The sequence below is a fragment of the Komagataeibacter xylinus genome (assembly GCF_009834365.1).
Lineage (GTDB): Bacteria > Pseudomonadota > Alphaproteobacteria > Acetobacterales > Acetobacteraceae > Komagataeibacter > Komagataeibacter xylinus_D.
This window is the reverse complement of the sequence record NZ_CP041348.1, coordinates 349417-374841: the sequence shown is the minus strand read 5'-3', so window position 1 is coordinate 374841 and position 25425 is coordinate 349417. Positions and strand designations below refer to the sequence as shown.

At 62.6% G+C, this 25425-nt stretch carries 23 protein-coding genes; 13 read left to right on the top strand and 10 right to left on the bottom strand.

What is annotated here, in order from left to right; all coding sequences use genetic code 11:
- Positions 1-7 precede the first annotated feature (7 nt).
- Complete coding sequence (locus FMA36_RS01890; protein ID WP_159260365.1) at positions 8-736, top strand: MarC family protein; 729 nt, start codon at positions 8-10, stop codon at positions 734-736.
- A gap of 27 nt (positions 737-763) precedes the next feature.
- Here the strand turns inward: FMA36_RS01890 and FMA36_RS01885 are convergent, their stop codons facing one another.
- The 5 genes from FMA36_RS01885 to thpR all read right to left on the bottom strand — a co-directional run bounded on the left by FMA36_RS01885 (position 764) and on the right by thpR (position 6930).
- On the bottom strand, positions 764-1375 hold the full coding sequence (locus FMA36_RS01885) for a uracil-DNA glycosylase family protein (protein ID WP_159260362.1): 612 nt from the start codon (positions 1373-1375) through the stop codon (positions 764-766).
- Positions 1376-1385: 10 nt separating this feature from the next.
- Positions 1386-2090, bottom strand: a complete 705-nt coding sequence (locus tag FMA36_RS01880) for an NAD-dependent deacylase (protein WP_159260360.1) — start codon at positions 2088-2090, stop codon at positions 1386-1388.
- Positions 2091-2236: 146 nt separating this feature from the next.
- On the bottom strand, positions 2237-3643 hold the full coding sequence (locus FMA36_RS01875) for a c-type cytochrome (RefSeq protein ID WP_240906448.1): 1407 nt from the start codon (positions 3641-3643) through the stop codon (positions 2237-2239).
- Positions 3644-3696: 53 nt separating this feature from the next.
- A complete protein-coding gene (locus tag FMA36_RS01870; RefSeq protein WP_078526752.1) occupies positions 3697-5919 on the bottom strand; it encodes a PQQ-dependent dehydrogenase, methanol/ethanol family in 2223 nt (740 codons plus the stop codon).
- A gap of 462 nt (positions 5920-6381) precedes the next feature.
- Positions 6382-6930 (bottom strand): RNA 2',3'-cyclic phosphodiesterase, encoded by a 549-nt coding sequence (gene thpR / locus FMA36_RS01865; protein ID WP_159260359.1) that lies wholly within the window; start codon positions 6928-6930, stop codon positions 6382-6384.
- A 195-nt stretch (positions 6931-7125) separates the two neighbouring features.
- Between thpR and FMA36_RS01860 the strand changes: the two genes are divergently transcribed.
- The 5 genes from FMA36_RS01860 to cyoD all read left to right on the top strand — a co-directional run bounded on the left by FMA36_RS01860 (position 7126) and on the right by cyoD (position 12407).
- A complete protein-coding gene (locus tag FMA36_RS01860) occupies positions 7126-7896 on the top strand; it encodes a Bax inhibitor-1/YccA family protein (protein WP_167517996.1) in 771 nt (256 codons plus the stop codon).
- A gap of 650 nt (positions 7897-8546) precedes the next feature.
- A complete protein-coding gene (gene cyoA / locus FMA36_RS01855; protein ID WP_165165683.1) occupies positions 8547-9473 on the top strand; it encodes a ubiquinol oxidase subunit II in 927 nt (308 codons plus the stop codon).
- Between the two features lie 5 nt (positions 9474-9478).
- Positions 9479-11473 carry a cytochrome o ubiquinol oxidase subunit I gene (gene cyoB / locus FMA36_RS01850; RefSeq protein WP_110566544.1) on the top strand — a complete coding sequence of 665 codons (1995 nt, stop codon included), beginning with the start codon at positions 9479-9481 and terminating at the stop codon, positions 11471-11473.
- The gene (gene cyoC, locus FMA36_RS01845) at positions 11473-12078 is read left to right on the top strand and encodes a cytochrome o ubiquinol oxidase subunit III (protein WP_061272539.1); all 606 of its coding nucleotides are present in this window, start codon (positions 11473-11475) and stop codon (positions 12076-12078) included. Before cyoB ends, cyoC begins: the two co-directional genes overlap by 1 nt.
- On the top strand, positions 12078-12407 hold the full coding sequence (gene cyoD, locus FMA36_RS01840; protein WP_078526758.1) for a cytochrome o ubiquinol oxidase subunit IV: 330 nt from the start codon (positions 12078-12080) through the stop codon (positions 12405-12407). Before cyoC ends, cyoD begins: the two co-directional genes overlap by 1 nt.
- Before the next feature lie 122 nt (positions 12408-12529).
- On the opposite strand, the gene fdxA is transcribed toward cyoD, so the two are convergent.
- The 3 genes from fdxA to FMA36_RS01825 all read right to left on the bottom strand — a co-directional run bounded on the left by fdxA (position 12530) and on the right by FMA36_RS01825 (position 15962).
- The gene (gene fdxA / locus FMA36_RS01835) at positions 12530-12862 is read right to left on the bottom strand and encodes a ferredoxin FdxA (protein WP_078526760.1); all 333 of its coding nucleotides are present in this window, start codon (positions 12860-12862) and stop codon (positions 12530-12532) included.
- Positions 12863-13051: 189 nt separating this feature from the next.
- A complete protein-coding gene (locus FMA36_RS01830) occupies positions 13052-13348 on the bottom strand; it encodes a S4 domain-containing protein (RefSeq protein WP_159260357.1) in 297 nt (98 codons plus the stop codon).
- 4 nt (positions 13349-13352) lie between these two features.
- A complete protein-coding gene (locus FMA36_RS01825) occupies positions 13353-15962 on the bottom strand; it encodes a helicase-related protein (RefSeq protein ID WP_159260355.1) in 2610 nt (869 codons plus the stop codon).
- A 141-nt stretch (positions 15963-16103) separates the two neighbouring features.
- Here FMA36_RS01825 and FMA36_RS01820 point away from each other — a divergent pair, with 141 nt between their 5' ends.
- The 3 genes from FMA36_RS01820 to FMA36_RS01810 all read left to right on the top strand — a co-directional run bounded on the left by FMA36_RS01820 (position 16104) and on the right by FMA36_RS01810 (position 18649).
- Positions 16104-17558 carry a leucyl aminopeptidase family protein gene (locus FMA36_RS01820; RefSeq protein ID WP_159260353.1) on the top strand — a complete coding sequence of 485 codons (1455 nt, stop codon included), beginning with the start codon at positions 16104-16106 and terminating at the stop codon, positions 17556-17558.
- Positions 17559-17708: 150 nt separating this feature from the next.
- Entirely contained in the window at positions 17709-18140 is a 432-nt protein-coding gene (locus FMA36_RS01815) for a MarR family transcriptional regulator (RefSeq protein WP_159260351.1), read from the top strand.
- Positions 18141-18190: 50 nt separating this feature from the next.
- The gene (locus tag FMA36_RS01810) at positions 18191-18649 is read left to right on the top strand and encodes a hypothetical protein (RefSeq protein WP_206065157.1); all 459 of its coding nucleotides are present in this window, start codon (positions 18191-18193) and stop codon (positions 18647-18649) included.
- A gap of 63 nt (positions 18650-18712) precedes the next feature.
- Here FMA36_RS01810 and FMA36_RS01805 read toward each other — a convergent pair whose 3' ends face one another.
- The gene (locus tag FMA36_RS01805) at positions 18713-19759 is read right to left on the bottom strand and encodes an MraY family glycosyltransferase (RefSeq protein ID WP_159260347.1); all 1047 of its coding nucleotides are present in this window, start codon (positions 19757-19759) and stop codon (positions 18713-18715) included.
- Positions 19760-19826: 67 nt separating this feature from the next.
- On the opposite strand from FMA36_RS01805, the gene FMA36_RS01800 reads away from it, so the two are divergent.
- Genes FMA36_RS01800 through FMA36_RS01785 form a run of 4 tightly spaced genes read left to right on the top strand, consistent with a single transcriptional unit; the run spans position 19827 to position 24009 of the window.
- On the top strand, positions 19827-21794 hold the full coding sequence (locus FMA36_RS01800; protein WP_240906447.1) for a polysaccharide biosynthesis protein: 1968 nt from the start codon (positions 19827-19829) through the stop codon (positions 21792-21794).
- A complete protein-coding gene (locus FMA36_RS01795) occupies positions 21791-22927 on the top strand; it encodes a DegT/DnrJ/EryC1/StrS family aminotransferase (protein WP_159260345.1) in 1137 nt (378 codons plus the stop codon). The genes FMA36_RS01800 and FMA36_RS01795 overlap by 4 nt, the downstream gene beginning before the upstream one ends.
- Positions 22928-22942: 15 nt before the next feature.
- Positions 22943-23428: a hypothetical protein gene (locus FMA36_RS01790; RefSeq protein ID WP_159260343.1), complete on the top strand. Its 486-nt coding sequence runs from the start codon at positions 22943-22945 to the stop codon at positions 23426-23428.
- Positions 23425-24009: an HAD family hydrolase gene (locus FMA36_RS01785; RefSeq protein WP_159260341.1), complete on the top strand. Its 585-nt coding sequence runs from the start codon at positions 23425-23427 to the stop codon at positions 24007-24009. Before FMA36_RS01790 ends, FMA36_RS01785 begins: the two co-directional genes overlap by 4 nt.
- Positions 24010-24073: 64 nt before the next feature.
- Here the strand turns inward: FMA36_RS01785 and FMA36_RS01780 are convergent, their stop codons facing one another.
- Positions 24074-25198 (bottom strand): AI-2E family transporter, encoded by a 1125-nt coding sequence (locus FMA36_RS01780; protein WP_159260339.1) that lies wholly within the window; start codon positions 25196-25198, stop codon positions 24074-24076.
- Positions 25199-25425: the final 227 nt, after the last annotated feature.

Sequence of the window (25425 nt, the reverse complement as noted above, 5' to 3'; positions counted from 1 at the left end):
GCTGCCCATGACCGCCCATGCGGGACTGCTCACGCATTTTTCTACCGTAGTGGGCCTGCCCAGCCTGTCGGGCGCGTTCCTCATGGCGTTTCCGGCGCTGTTCTCCATTGTCAATCCGCTGGGGGCGGCGCTGATCTTTGCGCAGGTTACGGCGGGGCATGACCGGCGCACCTGCGTGGCGCTTGCAGGGCAGGTGGCGTTCTATTCCGCCATGCTGATGCTGGCCTCGATCTGGATCGGGGGGCTGGTGCTGTCTTTCTTTGGCATCACCATTGATGCGCTGCGCATTGCGGGCGGGCTGGTGGTGGCCGTGCGGGCGTGGTCGCTGCTCCAGGCCCCCGAGACGGAGGAAGCCCGCAAGCAGGCCCAGGCCAGCGGCAGCACGCAGGCAGCCAACCTGATGGGGCAGGCGTTCTTTCCGCTGACCATGCCCTTTACCGTGGGCCCCGGCACGATTGCGGTCGCCATTGCCCTTGGCTCGGAGGGGCCGCCTGCGGGCAATCACATCGTATTCTACGGCGTGCTGTCGATTGCGGCGGTGCTGGTGGCGGGAATTGTCTGGGCGGCCTATGCCTATGCCGAGCAGTTGCTGTACCTGCTGGGCACGACCGGCACGCGCATCGTCTCGCGGCTTGCCGCGCTGATCCTGCTCTCGATTGGCGTGCAGATCCTGATTACGGGCGTGCAGGGGGTTGTGCTGTCAACCGCGCATGCCGTCATCACGATGGCAGGCTGACAGGCCATCCGTCAAAAGTTTTTCCCTTCACGCCAGCGGGGCAATTTCAGGCACGGGCCGTCCATCGAGCACAGCGCGCACGCAGGCGCGTAGCGCAGGCAGCACATCCGTGCCGAATTGCGGCGTCCGCCGCTCCCATGCCCCCGTGCGCCATGAGGGGTGGGGCAGGGGAAAGTAGCGCGGCAGGTAGCGGCGGAAGTCGAGGCAGCGCTCACTCACCTTTCCCTTGCCCAGAATGTGGAGTTGGGCGTAGCTGCCCACTACCAGCGTCAGTTCAAGATCGGGCATCTGCGCCATGATGCGCTCGCGCCATAAGGGCGCGCATTCCGGCCGGGGCGGGCAGTCACCACCTGTGGGCAGGCGGCCGGGATAGCACAGGCCCATGGGCACCAGCGCAATGCGGCTGGAATCATAGAACGTGGCGCGGTCCACCCCCATCCAGCCCCGCAGCCGATCGCCCGAGGCATCATTGAAGGACTGTCCGGTTTCATGCACGCGCGTGCCTGGCGCCTGGCTGGCAATGAGCAGCCGCGCCGTGCGCGATACATGCAGCACCGGGCGGGGGCCAAGCGGCAGGTGGGCGGCGCAGGCCTGGCAGGCACGGATGGCGCGCAGCAGGTCTTCAAGGGTTTCGGCCATGGGGCTGCCTTTACGCTTTCAGCAGGTCGCGTGTCCATGCCGGAACCGTGCGGGTGGCAGGCCCGAGAATGGTCTGGTCAAAGGCGCTGCGGCCTGATGGGGCCTCAAGGTTGAACAGCATCGTATCGGCATGGTCGGCCACGCTGTCTACAAATCCTGCCGCCGGGTAGACCACGCCGGAGGTGCCAATGGCTACGAACAGGTCACAGGTCTCAAGCTGCCGGGCTATGGCCTCCATATGGTAGGGCATTTCCCCAAACCAGACGATATCGGGCCGAAGTGCTGCCGCTCCGCAATCGGGGCAGGGTGTATCGGGGTAGCAGTCGGTTTTCCATACAGGGGTGGCGTGGCAGTGGGTGCAGCGCAGGCGCAGCAGTTCGCCATGCATGTGAATGACGTTCCGGCTGCCTGCGCGTTCATGCAGATCGTCGATATTCTGCGTGATGATGGTGAGATGCCCCGGCCAGTCGCCCGCGCGCCCGGCCTGCTCGAGTGCGGCAAGCGCCCTGTGCGCTTCATTGGGGTGCACGGTGGGGAGCTGGGCACGCAGGCCGTTATAGAACCGGTCCACCCGCAGCGGATCGCGCGCAAAGCCCTGCGGCGTGCAGATATCCTCGATCCGTTCATGGTTCCACAATCCATCCGGCCCGCGAAAGGTCTGGAGACCCGATTCCTGGCTGATGCCCGCCCCGGTCAGGACAACGATGCGCTGCATACGAACTCTCCCTCAAGGTGAAAGACAGCAGTGTGCGGGATCGCCGTACATAAGAAAACCGCCATGGACATAAGCCCATGGCGGTTTTCCGTAATGCGTATCAGGGTGAGGGGAACCCGATAGGAAAGGTTACCCCCTGCCGCGTATTACTGCGCGGCATCCTGACCGGTGTGCGTCTGCGGTGCAAACGTCCAGCCCGAGCCGTAAGGCTGCGGCAGGAACACCGACCAGCCGCTGCTCATGCTGTTCCAGCCGGAGCTGGAAACCGGAGCCCCGGTGTCACGCAGCTTGGTCACGTCAGCTGCCGTAACGGTGCCCGGCGCCTTGTTGCCCCAGCTGGTGCGGATGAAGTTGACCACATCGGCGATCTGCTGGGCAGACAGCGAGTTGCTGTAACCCGGCATGGCCACCGCGGAAGGTGCCCAGTTGCTCGGCGGCAGCACGCCACCATGAGCGATCACGTTCACCAGCGAGGTCGGGTTCTCGGTCACGACAACCGGGTTGCCAGCCAGCGGCGGGAACATGCGGGCCACGCCACCACCGTCGTTACGGTGACAGATTGCGCATTCCTTCACATACGTATCAGCACCCGGCATGCTGGCGGTATTGCCAGCGTTCAGGGCCGTCGCGGTGGACGGATCGTATGTGTAGTTGCCCTGTGAGGGCGGTACCGGCGGCAGGCTCTTCAGATACTTCGCGATGGCGTGCAGATCGTCATCAGTGAAGTACTGGGTGCTCCATGCCACCACATCGCCCATGCCACCAAACACGGCGGAGTGGTCGATACGGCCGGACTTGAGGAAGGTGTAGATGTCATCTTCCGACCAGCGGCCCAGACCCACGACCGGGTCGTTACGCAGGCTGGGGGCAACCCAGTTGTCGATCGGCGCGCCACCGGACAGGAAGTCAGGCCCACCTGAAGCATCGAGCGCCTTTTCCTGCATGGCGAAGCCGCGCGGCGTATGGCACGCGCCGCAATGGCCCGGACCCGTCACCAGGTAGTCACCACGGGCCACATCGGCATCGGTGCCGGGGGCAGGGGTGAATTCCTTGGGCGAGGGCGAGAACATCATGCGCCAGATGCCCAGCGGCCAGCGCATTGACATCGGCCAGGAAATGTCCGGCTGCTTGTCAGGCTGTGCGACCGGCTTCACCCCATGCATGAAGTATGCATACAGCGCCTGCATGTCTTCCTTCGTCATGCGCGAGAAAGAAGGATACGGCATGGCCGGATACAGCGTGGAACCATCCTTGCGGATACCGTGGCGCACCGCTTCGTCGAATTCGGCGAAGGTGTAGCGACCGATACCGTAGGTCGGGTCCGGTGTAATGTTTGTGGAATAGATCGTGCCGATCGGGCTCTTGATTTCAAGCCCGCCTGCATACGACTGCCCATGGAGGGCGGTGTGACATGCTACGCAGTCACCCAGTCGCGCGACATACGCCCCTTTCTGGACCAGCGCGGGGTCGGCATCTGGCGTCTGTGCCAATGCCGTCCCTGCCAGCAGACTAAACGCTGCCGCGCTGAATGTCACCTTAAGCCTGTTGATCATTATGTTCACCATCATGCGTCGCGTTGATGCGAAAAATTGTCAAAACCGGGAGATTATGGCTGCTGCTCGGGAATACCGGCAGCGTTCTTCCGGGCATCAACTTCCCTCTGATAGGTCTCGTTCGCACGCTTGATCAGGAACTGGCGGATATCCTCGATCTCGGTGGGGTTCATGCTGCTGTCGAAGCGATCCATACCGTAGGCGGTAAGGGCGCCGCGACCGACAACATTGTAGAACGCATCCTCGTGGCGGATGGACCCGGACCAGCGCAGGTCAGGCAGCACACCAGCACCTTCGGCATTGTCGCCATGGCAGGCGGCGCAATAGGTCTGGAACTGGAAGTAGCCGTTATCGGTGCGCTTGCTGTCGAACTGTGCCGGCGGCTTGACGGGCAGGAAGCCCTGGTCATTCTGCTTGGGCAGCGGGCCCGACTTGCCATCGAGCGAGAAGGCAATGATGCGCGAGTGGTTGACGGTCCAGCCGCTGGTGCGGGCAAGGCCACCGAGGAAGAACGGATAGATGCCGCCCCAGCCCACTTCAACCGCGACATACTGCTTCTTGTCGCTGCCAAGGTAGGACACGGGGGGAGCGATGATGCCGCTATCCGCCGCGAAGTGGAACAGGTCGGAACCGTTCGTCGCATCGTAGGCATGGAATTCGCCATTCGCCAGGCCCTGGAACAGCAGGTCGCCGCCCGTTGCCAGAATGCCGCCGTTCCACGGGCCCTTGTGGTCCACGCGCCAGGCTTCAGCCTGCGTCTTCGGATCCCAGGCCACGATCCAGCCCTTCAGGTCCTTCACGAAGGCCTGCTTGGCTTCGGGGGAGTCGGGGATGCCGACCTTGTTCATGTCCAGGCCAAGGTTCCAGCTATCGGGATGCGGCGTGAAGCCACCGACCTGGTTGGTGTACAGGAACGGAACCTGCTGCGCGGGGATGTAGACCAGCCCGGTCTTGGGGCTGTACGCCATGGCCGCGAAGTTATGGCCGCCAAGGTCACCCGGAATGCCGTACCAGTCCTTGCCCGTAAGCGTGTAGAGCGCATCGGGGTTGTAGATCGGGCGACCGGTCTTGGGGTCGAGGCCACTGGCCCAGTTCACATAGACATAGTTCTTGCCCGAGATGAACTCGCCGGTCTTCGCATCGATGATGTAGAAGAAACCGTTCTTGGGCGCATGAACGATGACGTGGCGGGTTTCACCGTTGATCGGCAGGTCAACCGTCATGATCTGCTGGACCGAGGTGAAGTCCCACTGGTCCATCGGCGTTTCCTGGAAATGCCAGACGTATTCGCCGGTTTCCGGCTTCAGCGCGACGATGCTGCCCAGGAACAGGTTGTCGCCCTTGCCTTCCGAGCGGTACTTGTAGTTCCACGGCGAACCGTTGCCCACGCCAAGGTAGACCAGGTCGGACACGGGGTCATACACGATGGAATCCCACACCGTGCCGCCGCCACCCTGGCGGGTCCAGGCGCCGGTCGGGCTCCAGGTCTGGTAGGCCTTGTTCATCAGCACGCTGTCGGAGGCGGCGTGGTCCGGCTCGTTCTTGGGGTTCGGAACCGTGAAGAAGCGCCAGTCCAGTTTGCCGGTCTCGGCATCGAACGCGGAGACGAAGCCACGCGCGCCGAACTCGGAACCACCGTTACCAATGATCACGCGGCCCTTGGCGATGCGCGGTGCGCCATCAACCGTGTAGGAACGCTGCTTGCCCAGCTCCGCCTCGGGCGGGATGGTGTTCACGCTCCAGACCAGCTTGCCGGTCTTGGCGTCAAGCGCGATCAGGCGGCCATCGAACGTGCCGAAATAGACCTTGCCATTCCAGTAGGCAGCGCCGCGGTTGACCGTGTCACAGCAGCCCTTGTCGGCGATGTTGCCGGGCACGCGCGGGTCATACGACCACAGCAGCTTGCCGGTAGCGCCATCAACGGCCTTCATCATGCTCCAGTTGGTGGTGGCATACATGATGCCATTGACAACCAGCGGCGTGCCTTCCTGGCCACGGTTGGTATCAAGGTCGAGATACCAGGCCAGCTTCAGGTTACCAACGTTGGAACGGTTAATCTGATCCAGCGGGCTGTAGCGCTGTTCAGAATAGGTGCGGCCATAGGTCATCCAGTCGCCGGGATGGTCATCCGCATGGATGATTGCTTCCCCCGTGGCGCCCTGCCCGTCATCTGCGGATGCCATGGTGGCATAGCCCGAGATGAGAGCCGCACATATCGTTCCGGCTGTAAGCGTTCTGCTCAGAGAACGTCTTTTTCCGAAAACGGCAGAAATCATATGTGATGTCCTCAGAAAACTAACGGTTTCGAATTCAGGACGCCGCCGCTGCAACTTTCCGTCCGGGCAGGCTTTCTGAATGTAACCGGCAAAAAGCGCGGGCGGCGCTCATTTTCCGACCAGACAGGAAACCGGCTTCGGGCAGGGAGATAAAGCAGGTAGTCCGTTTCATCCGAACATACCGAGGCTAGCACGCCCGTCTCCTGACATTTTAGTGTTCAGGCTCACTAAAACGTGAATATGTTGTCTGATAAGCAATGAATCGGATAGCTAATTCCAGCGGAGTTTTTTTTAAAATATGTTGATATTGCAGCAAGAATGAGAAGAGCCGCCTGAGACCGCGCGACAGGCGTTTCACAATAAATGATGAGAAATATATTTTTATTATTCATGAATGGCATAAATTTTTGGTGAAACGACCATCTGCTTCAAGCCGTACGCGTAACGGATCAGGGCAGAGAATCAGCTCTGTAGCGGATAATGTTCCAGAGCGTCATAAACCGGGCCGTCCGCATGGCGCAGGGACTGGAAAAGCGTGAAGTGACCCACCGGCTCGCCCTCAGGCATGGGCGGCATGGCGGCCAGCCAGGCCTGCCGGCGGAGCAGATCGGGGTGTTGCAGGCGGCCCATCGTCACATGCGGCACAAAGCGGCGCGCGGACCGGGCGGCGCTAGGCAGGATCCGGTTCATGGTGGCGCGGACTCGCTGCTGCAGGTGGGTCAGGGCGGCATCGGGCGCGCAGCCGATCCATAGCGTATCCGGCCCGTAGTGGGTTTCAGGCTCAAACAGCCCGGGCGCGGTCAGGGTTAGTGTTGGGGGGGCTGCTGTTATGGCACTCAGGGCGTGGTGAATGTCTTCAAGCACATGGCCGTGCGTCACCTCACCCAGATAATGCAGCGTGAGGTGATAGGACTCCGGTGGAGACCACGTCACGTCGGGCAGGTTGCCCCGCAGGCCAGCGAGGGCGCGCGTGAGGGGAAGGGGGAGTTCAAGACCAATGAACAGACGCATCCGGCACCTTTTTGGCAGAAAGACAAAACGGCACATGCCGCATACCCTGTACAGTATATATAGTGTTGTAAAATGCGGAGCGTGTTGCCGCATTGTAATGTGTTCGTCACGCTGATGTTCTTGAACCGCGTCTAGCATGAGCCCACATGCAGGCAGACGCACGTCAGTCACGGACGTGGAGGAAGGAAACAACAAATGGCTTTTGGCCCTGATTCGCGGAGTTTCATCCGCCCCACCGCTGAGAGTGCCATGGGCTCCGTCGATATGGGCCTGCGCGCCTATATGCTGCGAGTCTATAACTGGATGGCATCCGGGCTGGTCCTGACGGGACTGGTCGCGTACCTGATTGCCAACACCCAACTGCAGTCGCTGTTCTTCCAGTATGTGCCTGCCCTGGGCACGATCAAGCCGACCGGGCTTGGCATGCTGGCCATGATCGCGCCGCTCGGTTTCGTCCTGGTCATGTCGTTCGGGGTCAACCGGCTGTCCACCCAGGCGGTGCAGACCCTGTTCTGGCTGTTCTGCGGCGTGATGGGGGCGAGCCTTTCCAACATTTTCATGGTGTTCACGGGGGTTTCGGTCACGCGCGTCTTCTTCATTACCGCGGCGACCTTCTGCACCATGTCCATCTGGGGTTACACGACTCGTACCGACCTCAGCCGCTTTGGCTCGTTCTTCATGATGGGGCTGTTCGGCCTGATCATTGCGGGCGTGGTGAACATGTTCCTGCACAGCCCTGCGCTGTATTTCGTCTACAGCGCCGCGGGCGTGCTGCTGTTCGTGGGGCTGACCATGTTCGATACCCAGAACATCAAGGCCACCTACCAGCAGGTCGCGGCCTATGAAGGGCCGGACATGGCCGCGAAGCGGTCCGTCTATGACGCGCTGAACCTTTATCTGAACTTCATCAACCTGTTCCAGTTCCTGCTGCAGTTCATGGGCGTGCGCAACAGCAGTAACGACTGATCGACAGGATTCCTGCCTTTATTAAGGACTGCCTAAGTCCTGTTTGCCTGCATGAGAAGGGCTGCCACCACCGTGGCGGCCCTTTTTGCGTTGATGGAGGGGTCGGGAAGGTCCTTCTGTTAAAAAAGATAAGACTTATTCATATATGGAAATTATATGATGACGAGAGTGTGAGGTTAATGACACCCGTTTAAGGCATTGTAAAACAACGATTTTATAAGATAAATTTTAAGCAATGAAATCTATTGAAATATTATGTGAAGGCTTGCCTACGAGGCCGTTCAGGTCGGATAACCCTTGAATAGAAAAACCATATGAAAGGGTATGCGGCACAGGACATGCGCTTCAGCACACAGGACGGCATCGCGATTCAGGTCCGATCTGCCCTGAGAGTAATATTTACGTAAGGTCTGGCAGGCCGTATTGATCAAGGTCATGGCCAGCCGGTCGGCAACTAACTCATGACGGATGCAAACCGAAAGAGGCGATTGTCGTTTTCGGAAGTCGACTCAGGCGCGATGTCGCTGGATGCCGGGGAAGCAGAATGCTTTTTCCCGCCATGCGTATAACGTGGCCGCTGTTGTCTAAGCCCGTGGATGAAGCGAGGATGTGAGCAAAACAGGGTGATGTCGAAACCAACGAGGCGTGAGATGAAGAAAAAAATCTTGCCGAGATTAACAAAGCTGATGAGCCTATCTTCAGCAGCGCTGTTAGCAGGCTGTACCTGGGATACACTTGATCCCAAGGGCGTTGTCGGTGCTCAGGAAAAAAGCCTGATCCTGACCTCGACCTACGCGATGCTGCTGGTTGTCATACCGGTATGTATCCTGACGCTACTGTTCGCATGGCAGTACCGTCAGTCCAACACTTCGGCGGAATACCTGCCGAAATGGTCGCATTCCAACAAGATCGAAGTGATCATCTGGGCAATCCCCAGCCTGATCATTCTGTTCCTGGCGGTACTGACCTATCAGACATGTCATTCACTTGACCCGTACAAGCCGCTCGAGGCTGAAGCCAACGTCAAGCCAATTCATGTCGATGTTGTGGCACTGGACTGGAAGTGGCTCTTTATCTATCCGGATGAAGGGATCGCAACCGTCAATCAGATGGCCATGCCGGTGAATACGCCGGTCGATTTCCGGATCACCTCTGACTCCGTGATGAACTCGTTCTTCATCCCGCAGCTCGGTACGATGATCTATGCCATGGCCGGGATGCAGACACAGCTGCACCTGATCGCCAACGAAGCGGGTGACTTCCAGGGTGAGTCCTCCAACTTCAGCGGCAAGGGCTTCTCCGACATGCGCTTCCGTGCGCTGGCAATGCCGGCGGACCAGTACAGCGCGTGGGTCGAGAAGGTGAAGGCTTCTTCCGAGCAGCTGGACAGCGCAAGCTATCCGAAGCTGGCCGCGCCGAGCGAGGCCAATCCGGTTGAATACTTCTCGCATGTCGATGCGGGTCTCTTCGATGCCATCGTTGCCAAGTACAATGACGGCATGGTCATGGACAAGAGCACCGGCAAGATGCTGCACGTGCAGCAGTCCGCGATGTCCGACATGAACATGAAGGAATAGGACAGATGTTTGGCAAATTAACTTTGTCGGCCATCCCTTATGATGTGCCGATCCTTGTTGGGACGTTCATCGGTGCCGCTATCGCGGGTCTCGCCGTTGTCGGTCTCATCACCTATTACGGTAAATGGGGCTACCTTTGGCGTGAATGGCTGACCTCGGTCGACCACAAGCGCATTGGTGTCATGTATATCGTTGTGGCCCTCGTGGCGCTGTTCCGTGGTTTTGCGGACGCGATCATGATGCGCTCCCAGCTCGCGCTGGCCTATGCCGGCAACCCCGGCTACCTGCCGCCGCACCACTATGACCAGATCTTCTCCGCTCACGGCACGATCATGATCTTCTTCATGGCCATGGCGTTCATGCAGGGTCTGATGAACATCGTGGTGCCGCTGCAGATCGGTGCGCGCGACGTGGCCTTCCCGTTCGTGAACACGCTGAGCTTCTGGATGACGACCATCAGCTTCCTGCTGGTCAACGTCTCGCTGTTCATCGGTGAGTTCTCGCAGTGCGGCTGGCTGGCTTACCCGCCCCTGTCCGAGCAGCAGTTCAGCCCCGGCGTCGGTGTTGACTACTATATCTGGGCGGTTCAGCTGTCCGGTGTGGGCACGCTGCTGACGGGTGTGAACTTCTTCGCGACCATCGTGAAGATGCGTGCGCCGGGCATGACCTACATGCGTATGCCGGTGTTCACCTGGACCATCTTCTGCACCACCGTGCTGATCATGGTTGCCTTCCCGATCCTGACCGTGGCCATGGGCCTGCTGGGTCTGGACCGTTACCTGGGCATGCACTTCTTCACCAACGACGGCGGCGGCAACCAGATGCTCTATCTGAGCGTGATCTGGGGCTGGGGCCATCCGGAAGTGTACATCCTGGTCCTGCCTGCCTTCGGTGCCTTCTCCGAAATCACGCAGACCTTCTCCCGCAAGCCGCTCTTCGGCTACAAGACCATGGTCTACGCGACCGCTTCCATCATGGTCCTGTCGCTGGTGGTGTGGGTTCACCACTTCTTCACCATGGGTGCTGGCCCGAACGTGAACGCGTTCTTCGGCATCATGACGATGATCATCGCCGTTCCGACTGGCGTGAAAATCTTCAACTGGCTGTTCACCATGTATAAGGGCCGCATCGAGTTCCATGCGACCATGTACTGGGTGATCGGCTTCATGATCACCTTCTCCATCGGTGGCATGACCGGCGTGATGCTCGCCATCCCGGCTTCCGACTTCGTGCTGCATAACTCGCTGTTCGTTATCGCTCACTTCCATAACGTGATTATCGGCGGTGTGTATTTCGGCTATGTGGCGGCCATGAACTTCTGGTTCCCCAAGTCTTTCGGCTTCAAGCTGAACGAAGCATGGGGCAAGCGGGCGTTCTGGTGCTGGTTCATTGGCTTCTATGTGGCGTTCATGCCGCTGTATGTCGTTGGTTTCGAGGGCATGACCCGTCGTATGAACCACTACGACAACCCGGAATGGCACCCTTGGCTGCTGATTGCTGAAGCCGGTGCTGTGCTGATTGCATGCGGTATCGTGTGCCAGCTGACCCAGCTCTATGTCTCGATCCGCGACCGTAACCTGGCCGAGAACCGTGACCTGACGGGCGATCCGTGGAACGCTCGTACGCTGGAATGGTCCACTTCTTCGCCGCCGCCGTTCTATAACTTCGCCATCCTGCCGGAAGTGCACGAGCTCGACGCTTTTGCCCACGACAAGGAAGCGGGTATCGATACGCGTCGCGCAGGTGGTGACTATCAGCCCATCCACATGCCCAAGAACACGGCATGCGGTTTCCTGATCGGTGCCTTCAGCTTCGTGCTTGGCTTCGGTGCTATCTGGTACATCTGGTGGCTGGCGGCTGTTGGTCTGATCGGTGTCATCGCTACGGTGATCGCACGTTCGGCTGACAATGACGTCGATTACTATGTGCCGGTGTCCGAGGTGGCTCGTATCGAGCAGGAGCACACCCATAACCTTATGGCAGCACAGGCAGCGGAATAATGGCGCAAAACATGACTGCTGATGCAGCCCATGCCCATGATGAACACCACGAATCTCCCGTGGTGTTCGGGTTCTGGCTGTATCTGATGACGGACTGCATCATCTTCGGTACGCTGTTCGCAGTGTTCGCGGTGTTGCGTGACCAGTTTGCCGGCGGTCCGACCGGCCACGAAGTGTTCGAACTTTCGGGTGTTGGCATTGAAACGGCTATCCTGCTGTTCAGCTCCATCACCTACGGTTTTGGCATGATCGCCGCCCACGAGAACAAGGTCAGCACCATGCGGACCTGGCTCGGGGTGACCTTCCTGCTGGGGCTGGGCTTCCTGTTCATGGAAATCCGCGAGTTCTCGCACATGATTGCCGAAGGCAACGGCCCGGATCGCAGCGCGTTCCTGTCCGCCTTCTTCACGCTGGTTGGCACGCATGGTCTGCATGTCACCTGCGGCCTGCTGTGGATGGCGGTCCTGCTGTTCCAGACGGCTGGCAAGACTGAGCTGAACGAGCGCATGATCGGCAAGCTGACCTGCCTCAGCCTGTTCTGGCACTTCCTGGACATTGTCTGGATCTGTGTCTTCACCTTTGTCTATCTGATGGGTGTGCTCTGATGGCTGATCATATTTCATCCTCGGGAGAGGGCCATGGTAGCGTAGGATCTTACCTTACCGGGTTCGTACTTGCCGTTATCCTGACGGTAGCAGCCTTCGGTCTGGTGATGTCGCATGCGATGTCACCGTCCGCCACCGGTGGGGCGATCGCCCTGCTGGCGGTGGTCCAGATCGTGGTTCACCTGATCTACTTCCTGCACATGAACGGTTCGTCCGAGCAGCGCTGGAACGTCATGGCGTTTACATTCACGGTGCTGTCGGTTCTGGTCCTCGTGGCCGGCACGATGTTCATCATGCATGACACGTCCATCAACATGATGTCGCGCTGATACGCGGCTTCATGCTGGGCTTTGGGGGTGGGCAACCATCCCCGGGCCAGACGGCATAAAAAAAGACCGGCACGGGAAACCGTGCCGGTCTTTTTTATTGGGTTCTGCCAGGAAAGGCGGGATCAGCCCTTCTGCGGCTCGGGGGAAAGCATGTCTTTCTTGCCGGGCTTGTCTTTCCATTCCTCGGCATCGGCCGGGGCATCGATCTTGCGGGTGATGTTGGGCCAGATGGCAGCGTATTTGGCGTTGAGTTCAGCCCAGGGAGTGGCGCGATCATCGCTATCGGGGAAGATGGCCTCAGCCGGGCATTCCGGTTCGCATACGCCGCAGTCGATGCATTCATCCGGATTGATTACGAGAAAGTTCTCACCCGCGTAGAAGCAGTCAACCGGACAGACTTCGACACAATCTGTGAATTTGCAGCGAATGCAGTTTTCGGTGACCACATAGGTCATCGCCTATCTCCGATCGTTATTTGTGTGGCCTGTGGCAGTAGGCCCAGCCATGGAAAGGGACGAGGCGCCACAGGGGGCATGACCTCATCGGGAATGGCGGAAGATATGAGAGTGTTTTACGGTCGTGGCAAGCCCAAGACGGCGGCTAATGCATAATCGGTGCCTGTATTGTCCCTATCGCCACAATATTCAGGCAGTTTCTGGAACAATTTCATACAGAAGTTGTGCAAGTGGCGCCGCCTGGCGCCGTTCCGCCTGGCCTTTCACGCGAATGACAATCACGGCCTTGCGGTCAGGCGCGGGCAGGGTCAGCACGTCGCCCGTGCGCACCAATGCATGTGCCTTGGTCACACGCTGGCGATTGATGCGCACATGCCCGCTGGTAGCGATCTGCGCGCAGGCGCTGCGGCTGCGCCCGAAACGGGCATGGAACAGCCACACATCCACGCGCTGGGCCAGAGGCTGAGGGGTAGGGGCCTGTTTCATGCGCTCAGGGCCGATCCAGAAGGGTTGCAAGGGCGGCGAAGGGGCTGTCGGGCCGCAGGGGGCGCCGGGCAGCAGCGCGCCTGCTGGCCTGGCGGTGCTGCGCCGGGCGGGGTTTTTCGGCCTTGGTGTTTTCGCCTTCCGCATGGAAGCGGATCATGATCGGGGCCGGTGGCCCGTAGCGGTCAGCAGGCATGGGGCGGGGGTGGTGCACGCGCATGTTGAGCCCCTTCAGCACGGCGGCCAGCATTTCACGGCGCACGCCCAGCCGTGAGGCCAGATGCGATGGCAGCGGCACGGGCGCGCGACGGGTCAGGCGGGCCAGTTCACGAATGAATTTTTCCGCGATATCGAGCCGTATGCGCACAGGTCCTGCCGCGAGCCAGCCCATGCGGTCCATGAAGGCCGGGGGCAGGGCATCGGGCGGCAGGGTGATGCGGCTCATGGCGGGCAGGGTGGGGCAGGGCATGTTCAGGCTGATGGCTACAAGCCAGCCGCGCAACTGCAGCGGGCGCTCTTTCAGGATGGCGGGCATGAACAGGGTGTAATGGCCTACGCGCACCCCCAGCCTGCGCAGGCGGCCCAGCATCTCGGGCGGGAGCCGCTCGCCCCGGTGCAGGGGGGCAATGCCCGCGCCTTCGAGCAGGCGGTGAACGATGCCGCGCAGCTCAGGCGTGGCAGCAACGGCGGCCTGCACGGCAAAAAGCGGGGCAAGATGTTCGCGCACGACCTGCCCGATCCAGGCCTGGAGCCGATTGCGGATTCGTTCGCGCTGGGCATTGTCGAGCAGTGGGTTGTCGAGCACCAGCGGGCGGGGCGAGAGCACATCGGCACCCGGCAGCAGGCGGGCGAGGTTCATGCCCTGCCACATGATATGCGTGCCATCGGGCGAGAAGGTGAATTGCTGGTCGTCATCCTGCACCAGAAGCGCCACGCGGCGGGGAATCTCGCTGCGCACGGCGCGGCGGGCGGCACGCATGAGCAGGCGGCCATCCTCGGCATCGGTATGTTCGCCCGCAATCAGGTCAAGGCCCGCAATCCGGCCAACCTCGTGGCCTTCCACCACCACATTGCCCTGCGCGGTCACGGCGGAGAGCAGGTTGTCGTGGCCGCCTTCATCCAGCCTGCGGATCAGCGTGGTGGCGCGGCGGTCGACAAAGCGGGCGGTCAGCTGCTCGTGCAGCACGTCCGACAGCCGGTCCTCCGCCTCGCGCGTGCGGGCCTGCCAGTGTTCGGCACTGGCGATCCAGCCGGGGCGGGCGGCGATGTAGCTGCACACGCGAATCCCCGCCAGGCGCTGCATCAGCGTGTCGATGGTGCCATCGGTCTGGAAAAAATGGGTGATCTGGTTTTCCATCCATGTAGCCGGAATGCGGCCATCGCTGATCAGGTGGGTGAAGATGCGCCCGCACAGACGGATGTGGCTGTCATCGCCGAGCTTGCGGAAATCGGGGATCTGGCAGCTCTCCCACAGCAGCCGGGTCGCCGCGCGGGAATGGACCAGCGGGCGGATGTCGGCGTTGGCCGAGAGTGCTGAAAGGGCCAGCACGTCGCTCGCTTCATGCCCTGCAATCAGCTCAGGCCGGGGGGAAGCCTGGTTGAGGCTGCCAAGCAGGGTGGCGGGCGAGGAGAAATCAAGCGCGCTGTTGCGCCATGACAGGCGGGTGAGCGGGTCGAAGCGGTGCTGCTCCACCGCCTCGGCCAGTTCCTCATGCAAAGGCGGGCAGGTGCCGGTGGTGCCAAACGTGCCATCGCGCAGGCCGCGCCCGGCACGCCCCGCCACCTGCGCGATCTCGCCTGCCGTGAGCGGGCGGATGCGTGAACCATCGAATTTCGACAGGCTGGCAAAGGCCACATGGTTCACATCCATGTTCAGCCCCATGCCGATGGCATCGGTTGCGACGAGGTAATCGACTTCCTTTTCCTGATACAGCGCCACCTGCGCGTTGCGCGTGCGCGGTGAAAGCTGGCCCATTACGATGGCGCAGCCCCCCCGCCTGCGGCGCAGCAGTTCGGCAATGGCGTAAACCTCGCCTGCCGAGAACGCGACAATGGCCGAGCGTGGCGGCAGGCGCGTCAGCTTGCATGCGCCCGCATGGGTGAGCTGCGAAAGGCGGGGGCGGTGTTCGATCTCGATGCCCGGCACAAGGCGGCGGATCAGGTTGCGGATGGTGTCGGCGCCAAGGAACATTGTCTCCGCCGTGCCCCGCGCATGCAGCAGGCGGTCGGTAAAGATGTGACCCCGGTCCGGGTCGGCGCAGAGCTGGATCTCGTCCACCGCCACGAATTCCACCCGGCGGTCGAGCGGCATGGCCTCGACCGTGCATGAAAACCAGCGCGCCTTGGGCGGGATGATTTTTTCCTCCCCCGTTATCAGCGCCACGGCATGCGCGCCCTTGCGGGCCACCATGCGGTCGTAGTTCTCGCGGGCAAGCAGGCGGAGCGGGAAGCCGATCACCCCGCTGGAATGCGAGAGCAGCCGCTCGATGGCGAGATGCGTCTTTCCGGTATTGGTCGGGCCGAGCACAGCCCGGACCACCTGGTCGGAATGGGGGCCGGAGCGATGCCCGGCCGCTGCGCGATGGGGGCCACGAAGCCCCGAGGGTACACCCGTCATGAAGGTATGCTCCGGCCAAGTGGACGGAAATGCAAGCAAAACCACGTGGGTCTGCCCCGGGTTGCGCCACAGGGTGTTGCGTTGGCGCGATGGCGGACGCACCCTTGACGCCAATAACTGCTGACGCAACCGAGGACCGCCATGAACATGCCGCAACATCCCGACTGCCTGGTCGCCGCGCACGACGTGGGCCATGAACCTGTAGGCGTGGTGCACGCCATCCGCCCCTCGGCTCTGGGCGGGCTTGAGGCGCTGGTGGGCGAGAAGGCGGCGCGTTTTGCGCTGCAGGCCGGTTTTGTTGCCCGTTACGGGCAGGTGCAGGGCCTGCCCGATGCGGATGGCAACATCACCACCGCCGTGCTGGGCGTGCCGGAAGCGGGGGATGGGGCCGACCCGTTCGTGTTCGGCATCCTGCCCGACTCGCTGCCAAGCGGCCTGTGGCGCATCAGCGCGCCAGAGGATATCGTGGCTGCCGACATGGCCCTTGGCTTCTGCCTTGGCGCGTATCGCATGCCTGCCTTCGGGCGCGACGGTGCTCCAAAGCCGCCACGGGCGCGGCTGGTGGTTGATGCGGCAGGTCTGGCGGCAGGCCCGGTAGCGCAGTGCATCAACCTGGCGCGCTCTCTCATCAACACGCCGCCCAACCTGATGGGCCCTGATGATCTGGCGCGCGCGGCACAGCTGGCGCTTGAGCCGCTGGGCGCTGATGTGTCGGTCATCCGCGGCGCACGGCTGGAGCAGGATTTTCCCACCGTGTTCCATGTCGGCATGGGCTCGGAGCGCGCGCCCTGCGTGGTGGTGGCGCGCTGGAGCGGCAGCACCGCGCCCGAGGATGCCCCGCTGCTGTCGCTGGTGGGCAAGGGCGTGTGTTTTGATACTGGCGGCTACGACCTCAAGCCGCCTTCCTCCATGCTGCGGATGAAAAAGGACATGGGGGGCGCTGCCATAATGCTCGCGCTGGCGCGGCTGGTGGTGCTGCGCGACCTGCCGGTGCGGCTGGAACTGCGGCTGGGCTGCGTGGAGAACAGCGTGTCGGGCCGCGCCATGCGCCCATCCGATGTGGTGCGCACGCGCGCGGGGCTGACGGTGGAGGTGGGCAATACCGATGCCGAGGGCAGGCTGGTGCTGTGCGACCTGCTGCATGCCGCGTGCGAGCATGATCCCGCCCTGCTGGTCGATGCCGCAACCCTGACCGGGGCCGCCCGCGTAGCGCTTGGCCCCGACATGCCCGCGCTGTTCAGCAACAGCGATGAAGCAGCCCTTGCGCTGGAGGGGGCAGGACGCGCCTGCGGCGACCCGCTATGGCGTCTGCCGCTGTGGCCGGGCTACCGCAAATGGCTGCGCAGTCCGGTGGCAGACCTGAACAATATTTCATCCAAACCGACGGCAGGGGCGATTACAGCGGCGCTTTTCTTAGAGAATTTTGTCAAAACTGATGTGCGCTGGGTTCATATCGATACCTATGGCTGGAACGATTCTGACCGCCCCGGCCGGCCGGAAGGCGGAGAAAGCCTTGGTTTAAGAGCGACTTATGCAGGGATATTAAAAATATTTAATCTTGACGAAACGAACGCGCCGTTAAAGAAACAATTATGAAATCGAACTAATTTGCCAGATGCGACTTATATATGCCGTAAATGCTAATTATATAGGCACCACCAGATAGAGACCATTTCGTGCCGGTCCGATTCCACGGCCAGCAGGCCCGTTGGCCGGCACGGACATCATGACAGAGGATTCCAACCGATGGCCAAGTCATCACAGGCTAATCAGGCTAATGCGGACCAGATGACGCAGTCCCTGCGCGATACCGTTGTTGCAATGGTTCGCCGCGACGGGCCCGACCTTTCAGCACGCCAGCTGGCCGTGTTCCTGACCTGCTACCTCAGCGACAACGCCCATACCGTGCGCGGCCTCGCCGCCGAGCTGAACGTGTCCAAGCCCGCGATCACCCGCGCGCTCGACCGGCTCGAGGACCTGCGCCTCGCCCGCCGCACGGCCGACCCGATGGACCGCCGCTCGGTGCTGATCACGCACACCCCGCAGGGCAACGGGTTCCTGCGCGACCTGCGCACAATCGTGAGCGAGACATCCGCCGCAGCGCAGGAAAAAGTGGCAGCCCCCGTGCGCAAGGCACCGCGCGCACGCCGCACCGAGGAACTTCGCCGCGCGAGCTGAGTTAGCAGCAGGTTCTCTTCGTGCATTCCGCGACGGAAGGTTTCCATTCCATGCATATCTCTCGACGTCTGCTTGCCCTTGCCATTGCGGCCGCTCCCCTTGCCAGCCTGCCGTGCGCGGCCATGGCCGCGGAGTCCTCGCTTGGCACGCCATCGGGCACCGTCACCATGAAGTTCAAGTCGCTTGATATCGGCGTGGGGCATACATGGGGCACGGGCAAGCTGGTCTATGGGCACCATACCTACCGCTTCAAGATCGAGGGCGGGTCGCTCGCAGCCGTGGGCTATGCCAACATCAAGGGCAGCGGCACGGTCTATAACCTGCATTCGGTCAAGGATTTCGAGGGCAGCTACGCCGCCGTCAACGGTGATGTGACAGCGGGCACCGGCATTGGCGCGGTCCTGCTCAACAACCCCGCGGGCGTGCGCATCCGGCTCGATACCTCAAGTTCCGGCGGTCGCCTTGCCGCCGCAGCCCAGGGCATGAAGATTACCCTTACCGGCAAGTAAAATCCGTTATCTGTCACGATCGGCAGGGGGAATGGTCGCTGGGCCATTCCCCCTGTTTCGTTTCTACCACCGCAATCCCGGCGTATGGCGCACGCGCCTGATCACCACCACGGCCCAGGCCAGTTGCAGCGCCAGCACGCCGCCTGCTGCGGCGGGCAGGCCGATCACGCCGCCTGCCAGCGCGCACGCCGCCCCCGCGCCGCAGAGCGTGGCCGCCCAGGCCAGCACGGTGATGGTGGCAGGCTGCATGCCGCCGCGATGGGCCATCTGGTAGATATGCTCCCGGTGCGCCTGCAGGAGCGGGCGGCGCAGCATGGTGCGGCGCAGGAGCGTTACCCCCACATCGGCCAGCAGGCCCGACAGCATGAGCGGCATGAGCGCCCAGCCATGCGCCAGTGGCGGCAGGTTGGCCATGTGCAGCCCCAGCGCGCCCAGTACCAGCCCGCAGCACTGGCTGCCCACATCGCCCATGAACAGCCGCGCGTTGGGAAAATTGAAAGGCAGGAAACCGGCAATGGCCACAGCCATGACCAGCGCCGTGCCCCATGTATCGACCCCTGCGCCAGCATGCAGGCACAAAATGGCGGTGACCACGCAGGCCAGCAGGGTGCAGCCCGCAGCCAGCCCGTCCAGCCCATCCATGAAGTTGAGGACGTTGCACAGCACGACCAGCCACAGGCTGCGCCCCAGCAGCATGCCCCATGCAGTACCATCATGCGGCAGTATGCCCAGGCTGCCCCAGGCCACCAGCAATGCCGCCAGCACCTGTGCGCCCAGCTTCCACAGTGCGGGCATGGGGTGCATGTCGTCGCGCCATGAAAACAGGCCCAGCCAGGCTGTAGCGGCCAGCAGGGTCTTGTCAGCCAGGGTGGGGGTATGGTGCCAGATCATCTGCGCCAGTGGCACGCCGGTTACGAACACGACCAGAATGGCCAGCCCGCCGCCCTTGGGCACGGGCCGGGCATGGGCGCTGCGCCCGGTGGGGTAGTCCAGTATGCGCAACCCGATGACCCGGCGCGAAAGCACGGCAGCCCCGACCGCGCCTGCGCCAAGCAGCAGCAGCAGCATGAAAAGCATGGTCGCGCCATGACCGGCATGCACAAAGGTCATGAAAGCTGGGTCCGGGGCATGATCTCTCCTTCTTGCCCCCCGCTGGCTCGGCTATAGGAAGGGGGTAATGGCAACGCAATCCTCCAGCGCTCACTCCATGACCGAGTGCCTGCGCATGACACGGACCATAGCGCTGAACTGCATGCTTGATACGGTCCTGGGGGGGCTGGCGGCAAGCCTTGCGGGCTGGGCGTGCGGTTATCAGGCCCCGGTATCTGGCAGCGTGTGGCCCGGCAGCGTGCAGGTGCTGGGCATGGCGGGGCTTGGCGTGGCGGGGTGGCCGTTCCGCATCTTCCAGCAGCACTGGCGTTTTGCCGGGCGGTCCGATTTCTGGCGGCTGGGCGGGGCCTGCGCGCTCGCGGGCGGGCTGGTGCTGGGGGCCACAGGTCTGCTGGGCGCGGCTGCACCGGCTTTTGGCATGGTTTACGGCATGGCGGCGTTCGTGCTGCTGGCGGCCGTGCGAGGGGGCTATCAGTACTGGCGGCAGGGCCTGCGGGGGCTTGGGGGCAGCCAGCGCGTAATCGTGCTGGGCGATGGAGAAGATGCCAGCCGCTTCCTGTCGCTGGTGCCGCATATGGGCCGCCGGGTTGCAGGGCTGGTGCTTGAAGGTCGTCAGCGCCGCCCCGGCCGCAGGCTGCGCGGCCTGCGCGTGCTGGGGCAAGTGGGCGACCTGCGCGCCATTCTGGCGGCGCTGGGGGCGGATGAAGACTGGATGGTGGTGGTGGCTGACCCGCAATGCCGGGGCGAGCGGCTTTCCACCGTTCTGCGCATGGCGCATGAAAGCGGCACCCCGGTGCGCTGCATGCCCGACCTGTCCGGCCTGACAGGTGCCGCACGCGCTCCGCTGCACCCCGTAAGGCTGACCGACCTGCTGCCGCGCCAGCCCGTAGCACCGGATGAACAGGGGCTGGCCAGCATGCTGCGCGGAAGGCGGGTGCTGGTAACGGGGGCAGGTGGTTCGATCGGGGCGGAACTGGTGCGCCAGATCGCCCGCCATGAGCCTGCGGAACTCATTTTGCTTGATATGGGCGAGTTCCCGCTGTGGCAGGTGGATATCGACCTTGAAGCAACAGCGCCCGCGCTGAAGCGCCATCTGGTTCTGGCCGACATACGCGACCCCGCGCGCATCGAGCAGGTTTTTGCCCGCTATCGGCCCGAACTGGTGTTTCATGCAGCCGCACTCAAGCAGGTGCCCATGGTGGAGGCGAACCCGTGCGAGGGACTGCTGACCAACGTGACCGGCACCCGCATCGTGGCCGATGCGGCCAGCCGCCACGGTGTGCGGGCCATGGTGCTCATTTCGACCGACAAGGCGGTCAATCCCGCCAGCGTCATGGGTGTGTCAAAGCGCATTGCGGAGATGTACTGCCAGGCCCTTGATGCCCGCGCCCGGCGCGAGGGTGGGCCTGACGCCATGCGCTGCGTAACCGTGCGCTTTGGCAATGTGATGGGCTCGACCGGCTCGGTCATTCCGCTGTTCCAGCACCAGCTTGCGCGCGGCGGCCCGCTTACGGTGACCGACCCGCGCATGCGGCGCTATTTCATGACCGTGTCAGAAGCCGTGGGGCTGGTGCTGCAGGCCAGCGCCTGTGGCACCGGCGCGCAGGAGGACCGGCTCGCAGCCGCCCTGCTGCGCCGGGGCGGGGTGTTCGTGCTCGACATGGGCACGCCGGTGCGCATCCTTGAGCTTGCGCGGCAGATGATCGTGCTGGCGGGGCTGCGGCCGGGGCGTGACGTGCAGATCCGCTTTACCGGCCTGCGACCGGGCGAAAAGCTGGCCGAGGACCTGTTTTACAGCCAGGAAATCCTGCAACCCACCGGCTGTCCCGGTTTGCGGATGGCAACGCCGCGTACGGTGGACCTTGCGCAGGTCGTCAATATCATGGATGCACTGACAGTGGCATGTCGCCAGGGTGACAGCGCGCAGGCGCTGGACCTTGCGCGCAGGCTCGTACCCGAATTTGTCCATAACCCGCACGGCATGGTCACACAGGTCCCGGCGGGGCAGGCCGATGTGGAAAGGAATGCATCATGAACGCTCCGGCGCAGGCACCCATAGGTTTTCTTGACCTGCCCAGACAGCAGGCCGCCATTGCCGATGCACTGCGCGAGCGTGTCGATGCGGTGATGCGGCACTGCCGCTTTGTCATGGGCCCCGAAGTGGCCGAACTCGAATCCCGGCTGGCAGGTTACGTGGGCGCAGCGGAGTGCGTGGGGGTTTCGTCTGGCACCGATGCCATTCAGGTGGTGCTGATGGCCGAAGGAATCGGTGAAGGCGATGCAGTGTTCCTGCCCGCCTTCACCTACACCGCCACGGCGGAGGTGCCGCTGGTGCTCGGCGCCACCCCGGTCTTTGTGGATGTGGACCCGCACACCTTCCAGATCGACCCTGAAAACCTGCGCCAGCGTATTGCCGATGTGCGCAAGGCCGGCCGCCTGCGTCCGCGCGCGCTGATCGGGGTGGACCTGTTCGGCCAGCCTGCGCCGTGGCCCGCGCTGCGCGCCATCGCGGCGGAGGAGGGCCTGTTCCTTATGGATGATTGTGCGCAGGCCTATGGCGCGAGCCTGTCTGGCCGCAGGCTCGGGCGCGAGGCGGTGGCGACCACGCTGTCCTTCTTTCCCTCCAAGCCGCTTGGCGCCTATGGCGATGCGGGCGCGATCCTGACCGATGACCCCGAACGCGCCGAACTCTACCGCTCTCTGCGCACCCATGGCGAGGGCAAGACCCGCTACGAGGTGCTGCACACGGGCATGAACGCCCGCCTCGATACGCTGCAGGCCGCCATCCTCCTGGCCAAGATGGACCGTTTCGATGCCGAGCTTGCCCGCAGGCGCGCCATTGCCAGCGCCTATGACAAAGGCATTGCGGGCCATCTGGTGCCCCCCGCCCGCGTGGCGGATAGCGAGTCCTCATGGGCGATCTATTCCGTGCTGACCGAAGGCGAGTCCGATCGTGCCGCCATGCAGGAAAAGCTCAAGGCCCGTGGCGTGGCCTCGGCCATCTATTACCCCCGGCCGCTGCACCGCCAGCCAGCCTATGCGGCCTGCCATGATGGCGCATCGCTGCCGGTGGCCGAAGATCTTGCGCGCCGGATCATGGCGCTTCCGCTACATCCGGAACTGTCGGACAATGACGTGGCCCGGGTTATCGCGGCTGTGTGTGCATAAGGAGACCATACGCCAATGAGACGCGAAACCGCCCTGCTGATCGGGTTCCTGTTCATCACCATCGGCACGGCAGCAGGGTTGTGGTACATGGCCATGCCCAATTTCCGGCCGCTGAGCTTCCCCACCATGCAGTCGGGCACCATTGCGGTCGGCCCCATGCGGCGTGAGCGCACGCTCACGGCAGCGCAGGTCAAGACCCTCAATGACTGGCTGCAGGCTCACACCAAGGGCTGGGGCCCGCTGGGCCAGACCCCGCCTTCAAGCGGTGATGCCGTGATGGAAATGCAGGTGGCGCCCGATGGCAGGCAGGCCAGTGGCCCCGCCGTGCCGTACCGCATCACGCTATGGACCGGCATCAGCGCTGCTGACTGGAACAACACCGTGTTCGTGGAGGAACGCCCCGGCGCCGTGATCCGCTTCCATCACTACAAGGACAAGGATTTCGACGCGCTGCGTGATCTGGTCAACCAGCATGATTATGCCCGGTCGGCTTTCCCATGAGCCTTGTCCGCGCGGGCACGCAGGGCCTGATCTTTGATTGCGACGGCACGCTGGTCGACAGCCTGCCGCTGTACCGTGAAGGCTGGCTCACAGCCCTTGAAGATGCGATTGGCCAGGGTGTGCCGCCAGAGTGGTTTCACGGCCATGGCGGCATGTCCGAGCACATGGTGCTCGATATTGTCGAGCAGCGTCTTGGCCGCGTGGTGGACCGTGACGGCATCATCTCGAACGCGCGGACCAGCATGCTGCGCAAGCTTCATGTGCTGCGCGAGATCACGGTCGTGACCGATATCGCCCGTGCGTATCATGGCCGCCTGCCCATGGCGGTGGCCTCGAACGGGTCGCGGCAGGTTGTCTCGGCCTGCCTGAGCCATCTCGGGCTTGAGAAGCTGTTTGATGTCATCATCACCATTGATGACGTGAACCACCCCAAGCCCGCGCCGGACATGTTCCTGCTTGCTGCCCGCAGCCTTGCCTGTGCGCCCGCCACCTGCCTCGTGTTCGAGGACAGTCGCGAGGGCATGCAGGCAGCGACCCGCGCAGGCATGGCGCATGTGGATGTGAATACCCTGCAGGCCTGATAAAAAGATCAAGGTTTCCGAGTGCCGCCTTTTTCAAAAGGCGGCGTTGCCTGAAGCTTCTGGACTATACCCGCTCGTCATCATCCAGTTTTGGCGTGGCCTTGTCCATGGTAGCGAGCAGGGCGGCGGTGAGCGGGGACGCCAGGATCAGGCCCGGAATACCCAGAATGGTGCCAAAGATCGTCTGTGACAGAATGGTCAGCCCCGGCGGCATCTTGACGGCATGGCGCTGGATGAGTGGCGCCATGACATTGCCTTCAAAGAACTGGATGGCGGCGTAAAGCCCCAGCACCATCACCCCCTCGCGCGTGCCCTGTGACAGCCCGATGAGCACGGCAGGCACCGCGCCCACGAAGGCCCCGATATAGGGGATGAAATTGGCCATTCCCGCCACCACGCCCAGGGCGAGGGCCAGCGGCACGCCAATGCACCACAGCCCGATGAAGGACAGCAGCCCCACTACCGTCATGTCCAGCGCCTGTCCTGCCGTCCAGGCCCATAGCGTGCGGCCTGCGGTCAGCAGCAGCGTGCGCGATGTCTTGCGGTAGGGGTGGGGGATCAGCCGCAGCATGCCATTGACATAGATTTCTGGCGAGATGGCGAAATACAGCCCCGCGATCAGGATCACGGCCAGTGTGCCCGCAGCGCCAAAGGCCGAGGAGACAAAGCCGGTCATCGACCCCGCGATGGAACCGAATCCGGCATTGCCCGAAGTCTGTTCGTTGCCGCCAAGGGTGGTGGGCAGGTTATCGAGGATCATCCGCCCGGTGGAGGAATGGCCCATGCTGTCACGCAGGTTGTGGGCCTGCTCGCTCAGGGCGGTGCGCAGCTTGATCGCCTGCTCCGATATTTCTGGCCCGCTGCTCCAGATCAGGCCGGTCAGGGCGCCGATCAGCACCACCACCACGGTGGAAAGTGCCAGCCAGTAAGGCATGCGCATGCGCCGTTCAACAAGACCGGCAAGGTTATGCAGGATCACGGCCACCAGGGTCGCGGCAAAGATGACCATCAGCACGTCGCCCACGACCCAGATCAGCATGACCACGATAGTCACGATCAGCGTCAGCCGCAGCAGGGCATAGATGCGGGCAAGCTGGATGGCGCGGGGGTCGGTTATGTCATCCTTATGGTGGGCAGGCTTTGAATCGGGTTCGTTGGAAGAAGGAGCCGTGGGGGGGGAGGCTGTCATCTATGTGTCCGTATGGTGGGCATGGAACGTGTGGAAAACGGGAATGGCGTGCGCGTGGCGTGAACCCGGATAACGCATGGCGGGGCGCACGGATTGCCGGAGGGTGAAATTCTGCCACGGATGGTCTGATAAGGTGATATGGCCCCTGATGGGTTAATGCCGCATTGATGTGCAAGCGGTAAGCCAATCTTCTCCATCGGGAAAGGGCGGATATGTGAGTGACGCGA